Annotated in this window: 6 protein-coding genes, 1 tRNA gene and 1 pseudogene; 6 read left to right on the forward strand and 2 right to left on the reverse strand. The window is 42.1% G+C overall.

From position 1 onward, the window contains the following. Positions 1–44 precede the first annotated feature (44 nt). From HMPREF2794_RS12445 to HMPREF2794_RS12470, 6 genes are all read left to right on the forward strand, one after another. Entirely contained in the window at positions 45–1,301 is a 1,257-nt protein-coding gene (locus tag HMPREF2794_RS12445) for an L-rhamnose isomerase (RefSeq protein WP_010536410.1), read from the forward strand. Positions 1,302–1,304: 3 nt separating this feature from the next. Beyond that, complete coding sequence (gene rhaT / locus HMPREF2794_RS12450) at positions 1,305–2,324, forward strand: L-rhamnose/proton symporter RhaT (RefSeq protein ID WP_022301693.1); 1,020 nt, start codon at positions 1,305–1,307, stop codon at positions 2,322–2,324. Positions 2,325–2,425: 101 nt separating this feature from the next. Further along, complete coding sequence (rhaD, locus tag HMPREF2794_RS12455) at positions 2,426–3,235, forward strand: rhamnulose-1-phosphate aldolase (protein WP_010536412.1); 810 nt, start codon at positions 2,426–2,428, stop codon at positions 3,233–3,235. Positions 3,236–3,330: 95 nt separating this feature from the next. Next, entirely contained in the window at positions 3,331–4,485 is a 1,155-nt protein-coding gene (gene fucO / locus HMPREF2794_RS12460; protein ID WP_010536413.1) for a lactaldehyde reductase, read from the forward strand. A 140-nt stretch (positions 4,486–4,625) separates the two neighbouring features. Continuing rightward, positions 4,626–5,525, forward strand: a complete 900-nt coding sequence (locus HMPREF2794_RS12465) for an AraC family transcriptional regulator (protein ID WP_010536414.1) — start codon at positions 4,626–4,628, stop codon at positions 5,523–5,525. A 124-nt stretch (positions 5,526–5,649) separates the two neighbouring features. Further along, positions 5,650–6,081: a DUF4890 domain-containing protein gene (locus HMPREF2794_RS12470; RefSeq protein WP_010536415.1), complete on the forward strand. Its 432-nt coding sequence runs from the start codon at positions 5,650–5,652 to the stop codon at positions 6,079–6,081. 320 nt (positions 6,082–6,401) lie between these two features. Here the strand turns inward: HMPREF2794_RS12470 and HMPREF2794_RS12475 are convergent. Together HMPREF2794_RS12475 and HMPREF2794_RS28955 are read right to left on the reverse strand one after the other, a co-directional pair. Further along, a tRNA-Met gene (locus HMPREF2794_RS12475) sits at positions 6,402–6,474 on the reverse strand. A gap of 406 nt (positions 6,475–6,880) precedes the next feature. After that, positions 6,881–7,064: pseudogene (locus HMPREF2794_RS28955) on the reverse strand (hypothetical protein); the annotation flags it as partial.

The raw sequence follows: 7,064 nt of genomic DNA on the forward strand, positions 1-7,064 counted from the left end.
GAAATAACCGACAGAATAATATTAACTTTTAATAATAGAATATCATGAAAAAAGAAGAAATGATCCAGAAAGCGTATGAGATTGCTGTTGAACGCTATGCAGCAGTAGGTGTAGATACTGAAAAGGTACTGAAAACCATGCAGGACTTCCACTTGTCACTTCATTGCTGGCAGGCTGATGATGTAACGGGATTTGAAGTGCAGGCAGGTGCACTGAGCGGAGGTATTCAGGCAACCGGTAATTATCCGGGCAAAGCTCGCAATATAGATGAACTGCGTGCCGACATTCTGAAAGCCGCTTCTTATATTCCGGGTACACACCGTTTGAACCTGCACGAAATCTACGGAGATTTTCAAGGTAAAGTGGTAGACCGCGATCAGGTAGAGCCTGAACATTTCAAGAGCTGGATTGAATGGGGTAAAGAGCATAACATGAAACTCGATTTTAACTCTACTTCATTCTCACATCCGAAATCTGGTGATTTGTCACTGTCTAATCCGGATGAGGGCATCCGTCAGTTCTGGATTGAGCATACCAAACGTTGTCGTGCCGTTGCCGAAGAAATGGGTAAGGCGCAGGGTGACCCGTGTATCATGAATCTTTGGGTACATGACGGAAGCAAGGATATCACTGTAAACCGCATGAAATATCGTGCATTGTTGAAAGATTCTCTGGATCAGATATTTGCTACTGAATATAAAAACATGAAAGACTGTATTGAATCAAAAGTATTCGGTATCGGTCTGGAAAGCTATACAGTAGGTTCCAATGACTTCTACATCGGTTATGGCGCATCCCGTAACAAGATGGTAACTTTGGATACCGGTCACTTCCATCCGACTGAAAGTGTTGCCGACAAAGTATCCTCTCTTTTGCTTTATGTGCCCGAATTGATGTTGCACGTAAGCCGTCCGGTTCGTTGGGATTCCGACCACGTAACCATTATGGATGATCCTACAATGGAACTGTTCAGTGAAATTGTTCGTTGCGGTGCATTGGAACGCGTACACTACGGTCTCGACTATTTCGATGCTTCTATCAACCGTATCGGTGCTTACGTTATCGGTAGCCGTGCTGCTCAGAAATGTATGACACGTGCTTTGCTTGAGCCGATTGCCAAGTTGCGTGAATACGAAGCTAACGGTCAGGGCTTCCAGCGTCTGGCTCTGCTTGAAGAAGAGAAAGCGCTTCCATGGAATGCGGTATGGGATATGTTCTGCTTAAAGAACAATGTGCCGGTAGGCGAAGATTTCATTGCAGAAATCGAAAAGTACGAAGCAGAAGTAACTTCTAAACGGTAAGTTATGGATATTCTAATTGGCTTATTGATTATAGCCATCGGTAGCTTTTGCCAGTCCAGTTCCTATGTGCCTATTAATAAGGTGAAGGAATGGAGCTGGGAAAGCTTCTGGTTAGTGCAAGGTGTGTTTGCCTGGTTAGTGTTCCCGTTTTTGGGATCACTGCTGGGGGTACCTGCAGGAGGCAGTTTGTTCGACTTGTGGGGAGCTGGAGGTGCTGGAATGAGCATCTTTTATGGTATATTATGGGGAATAGGCGGATTGACTTTCGGACTTTCCATGCGTTATCTGGGCGTTGCGCTTGGACAAAGTATAGCATTGGGTACTTGTGCCGGATTCGGAACTCTTTTTCCTGCTATCTTTGCCGGAACTAACCTTTTCGAAGGTAACGGATTGATTCTTCTTTTAGGTGTTTGTATTACGTTGGCGGGTATTGCTGTTATCGGTTATGCCGGTGGCTTGCGTGCGCAGAATATGAGTGAAGAAGAAAAACGTGCTGCCGTAAAGGATTTCGCATTGACCAAGGGATTGCTGGTGGCGCTTCTTGCGGGTGTGATGAGTGCCTGCTTCGCTTTAGGGCTGGATGCGGGAACTCCTATCAAGGAAGCTGCTTTGGCAGGTGGAGTGGACGGACTTTATGCCGGTCTTCCTGTAATCTTCCTGGTGACTTTAGGCGGATTTCTGACAAATGCCGCTTATTGCCTGCAGCAGAATGTAGCTAATAAGTCTATCGGTGACTATGCCAAAGGTAAAGTCTGGGGCAACAATCTTGTGTTCTGTGCGTTAGCTGGTGTACTGTGGTACATGCAGTTCTTCGGACTGGAAATGGGTAAGAGCTTTCTTACGGGAAGTCCCGTGCTGCTGGCTTTTTCGTGGTGTATCCTGATGGCATTGAATGTGACATTTAGTAATGTATGGGGAATTATCCTGAAAGAGTGGAAAGGAGTGTCTACCAAAACGATCACAGTATTGGTTTGTGGTCTGGTGATTCTGATTTTCTCTTTGGTGTTCCCGAACTTGTTTTAAAATTTTAGGCATGGATAATACGGATAACGCGGTTTTAATACATGGCTCTTTAACCGTGAAATCCGTGTAATCCGTGCCTGATAAATAAATTATATTATAATATGAAATCAATTTTAGAAAACCGTCCGGCACTTGCCAGGGAAGTTAATAAGGTGGCTGAAGTTGCCGGATACTTGTGGCAAAAAGGATGGGCTGAACGTAACGGTGGTAATATCACTGTTAATATCACGGAATTTGTTGACGATGAAATTCGCCGGATGGAACCGATAAGTGAAGTAAAACCTATTGGCGTTACATTGCCATATCTGAAAGGGTGTTATTTCTATTGTAAAGGGACTAATAAACGCATGCGTGATCTGGCTCGCTGGCCGATGGAAAATGGTTCGGTTATTCGTATCCTGGATGACTGTGCCAGCTATGTTATCATAGCCGATGAGGCAGTTGCACCGACTTCGGAATTGCCTTCTCATCTGAGTGTGCATAATGATTTGCTGAGTAAGAATTCTCCTTATAAGGCTTCTGTGCATACTCATCCGATTGAGCTGATCGCGATGACACATTGCGAAAAGTTCCTTCAGAAAGATGTGGCAACCAATCTGTTATGGAGCATGATCCCCGAAACGAAAGCATTCTGTCCGAGAGGGTTGGGTATCATTCCTTATAAATTACCCAGCTCGGTAGAGTTGGCGGACGCTACCATCAAGGAATTGCAGGATTATGATGTGGTAATGTGGGAAAAGCATGGCGTCTTTGCTGTTGATTGCGATGTGATGCAGGCTTTTGACCAGATTGATGTACTGAATAAGTCGGCATTAATTTATATCGCTGCCAAAAATATGGGCTTCGAACCGGATGGTATGACTCAGGAACAAATGAAAGAAATGTCTGTTGCTTTCAATCTTCCTAAATAATACTTGTATAAATCATTGAATTTATCTACTTTAGCGACCGCGGCATTTTCTATGAATGGGGAATGTTGCGGTAACTTTAAAATTATGACACAACTATGAATCGCATTATTCTGAATGAGACCTCTTATTTCGGCGCAGGATGCCGGAGTGTAATTGCTGTGGAAGCAGCCAGACGTGGCTTTAAGAAAGCCTTTTTTGTGACAGATAAAGACCTTGTCAAATTTGGTGTGGCTGCTGAAATTATAAAAGTATTTGATGACAACCATATTCCGTATGAACTTTATAGTGATGTGAAGGCGAATCCTACAATTGCCAACGTGCAGAATGGTGTGGCTGCTTATAAGGCTTCCGGTGCCGACTTTATCGTAGCCTTAGGTGGCGGTTCTTCTATCGACACGGCAAAGGGGATTGGTATTGTTGTGAATAATCCGGATTTTGCTGACGTGAAATCTTTGGAAGGTGTGGCTGATACCAAACATAAAGCGGTTCCTACTTTTGCATTGCCTACCACTGCCGGAACTGCAGCTGAAGTGACTATCAATTACGTAATCATCGACGAGGATGCACGTAAGAAAATGGTTTGCGTAGATCCGAACGATATTCCTGCCGTAGCTATTGTTGATCCGGAACTGATGTATTCTATGCCGAAAGGGCTGACTGCCGCTACAGGTATGGATGCATTGACTCATGCTATCGAAAGTTATATTACTCCAGGGGCATGGGCTATGAGTGATATGTTCGAACTGAAAGCGATTGAAATGATTGCTCAGAATCTGAAAGCGGCAGTAGATAACGGTAAGGATACAGTTGCCCGTGAAGCAATGTCACAGGCTCAATATATTGCAGGTATGGGATTCTCTAATGTAGGTCTGGGAATTGTGCATTCTATGGCTCACCCGCTGGGTGCTTTCTATGATACTCCTCATGGTGTTGCCAATGCTTTGCTGTTGCCTTATGTAATGGAGTACAATGCTGAATCTCCGGCGGCTCCGAAGTATATTAATATTGCCAAAGCGATGGGCGTCAATACAGACGGTATGACTGAAGCTGAAGGGGTGAAGGCTGCTGTTGAAGCAGTGAAAGCGCTTTCCTTGAGTATCGGTATCCCGCAGAAATTGCATGAAATTAATGTAAAGGAGGAAGATATTCCGGCGTTGGCGGTAGCTGCATTTAATGATGTTTGTACAGGAGGTAATCCGCGTCCTACGTCGGTAGCGGAAATAGAAGTATTGTATCGGAAAGCATTCTGATACGAATCAAATAAGGTTTGTTTTTTATAGGCATCCGGAGGATCTGAACAGGTACTCCGGATGTTTTTTATTGTTTAGCATGTGTTTTTTGAAAATAATTCCTACTTTTGTTCGATTCAATTACATGAAAACACGCCTGTATGAGTGAGGAAAATAATCTGGGATTAGAATTTAAATACTTGATTGTAAATGACATGGACCGTAAGTTCGGTCTGTGGGTAAATACAGTTGGCTACCAGTCTATCCCTCCCGATTCTCCTTATCCGTTGAAAGAACATCCGTCCGGCTACTTTTTCAATGCTGAAAAAGGAAGGGTGTTGCGGGAATATCAGTTAGTCTATATAACGAAAGGGCGTGGTTTGTTTTCATCCGATTCTACTCCTGAAAGACAAGTTTGTAAAGGTCGGCTGATGGTGCTGTTTCCCGGACAGTGGCATACCTATTATCCGTTGCGTCAGACCGGATGGACAGAATATTATATCGGTTTTGAAGGGCCGACAATTGATGCAATTGTGGGTGATGCCTTTCTTTCTCCGGAAAGGCAGATACTGGAGGTTGGAATAAACGAAGAACTGGTGTCTTTGTTTTCTCGTGCTTTGGAGGTGGCGGAGGCGGATAAAATATCTGCCCAGCAATACCTGTCCGGCATCGTACTCCATATGATAGGTATGATTCTTTCTATTTCCAAGAATAAGGTCTTTGAGATGAGTGATGTCGATCAGAAGATTGAACAGGCAAAGATACTTATGAATGAAAATGTATCCGGCAATATCGACCCGGAAGAGTTGGCGATGAGGCTGAATATCAGTTATTCATGGTTTCGCAGGGTTTTTAAGGAATATACCGGTTATGCACCTGCCAAGTATTTTCAGGAACTGAAACTTCGTAAAGCCAAACAGATGCTGGTGGGTACTTCCCAATCGGTGAAAGAAATCTCTTTTTTCTTAGGCTTCCAGTCTACCGAATACTTCTTCTCCTTTTTTAAAAAACGTACAGGGCTTACTCCGCTTGAATACCGTTCGTTCGGTCGGGAAGGATAATAATAAGTTATTTATTGTTAATCTTCTTGATGCGATTTAACTTTCCCTCTTTAATCTGGTCAAAGATAATATTGCAATTAAGCAATCAGTTTATTATCAGATTAACAATAAAAAGAAAAAAGACATGAAAAGAATCGTATTTTGGATGGTAGCTTTACTACTGATGAGTGGTGTAGCAATGGCACAAGGTAATCGCCAGGGCGGAAGACAGCAGATGGACCCGAAAACCCGTGCGCAACGTATGACGGAGCGTATGGTGAAAGAATACTCTCTGAATGAAGACCAGAAACAACAACTGTTGGATGTAAACCTTGCTTGGGTGGAAAAAATGGCTGCTAATCAAGGTAGACATTCTAAAGATGATAAAGCTGCTAGGATGACAAAAGAAGAACGTGAAAAGAAGGCAGCGGAAATGAAGAAATCTCGTGAGGATTATGATGCCCAGCTGAAGAAGATTCTGACTAAGGAACAATATGATAGCTATGTGAAAAAACAGGCTGAGCGTGAGAAACAGATGAAAGAAGGGCGTCAGAACCGACAAAAAAGGCAAGGGTAATATAGATTGTAATGAATGGATGTACTTCCTTACGGAAGAAGAATAAAGGAGATACTGCTGATTTTCGGTAGTATCTTTTTTTGTGTTCAAGCGGTTTTTGCTTGTTTTTTATGAGATTGTGAATAAGTCAATTCTGGCTTGTTTAAAACGATTCTCTTATATAGTTAATAGCTTTGTTGTTAATGAATTAACCTGTTGATAACTTTGTTGAAAACATGGTTGATATCACGATGGACCTGTGAATAAAGGAACCGGGGACGGTTGAACTTATTAGGGGAGAGATAAAAAAAGAACCGCTTAAAAAGCGATTCTTTATTGAGTTGCGGAGATCCGACTCGAACGAATGACCTTTGGGTTATGAGCCCAACGAGCTACCAACTGCTCCACTCCGCGATGTTTAACGGGTGCAAAGGTACGGCTTTTCTTGAATAAAACAAATTATTCTCCAGTTATTTTTCAGAAAAAATATCGGATAATCTCTATTGTATTGAAAATGAGAGGAATATTGCCAGAACTTTTTTTTAGTACCTATTAATATACAAATGTTAATATTCTGCGCTTTTTCTTGTGTGGTCTAAAGAAAAGAATTACTTTTGCTCAAAAGTATTGTGTTTCAATGATTTATAACTTTGGTTCTTAAACGTTGTTCTTAAATAGCCTTGTTTGAACGACACAAAGATAGGATTAATTATGTATAAGGCATAATTTTGAGATTAGAATTTTAGTCCGCATTTAGATGTGACAATTCATATTTAGATAAAAAAAGCCAGCTATCAATTTCGATAACTGGCTTTTAATTTTACTCATCAGTAGAAGCACTTTGAGATTGTGTGAACTGCTCGTAGAAATTGTTGAGAAGGCGATTTATAATGGTCTCTTTGGTATCTCCACCTCGCTGTCCTTTGGCTTTCTCTATCTGTTCTGCTTTCTCTTTGTTCAAACTTGAAAAGAACTTGAACAGATTGTCAATCGTAGCACCTTTT

This window comes from Bacteroides sp. HMSC067B03 (genome assembly GCF_001811315.1).
In the GTDB taxonomy this organism is placed as follows: domain Bacteria; phylum Bacteroidota; class Bacteroidia; order Bacteroidales; family Bacteroidaceae; genus Bacteroides; species Bacteroides faecis.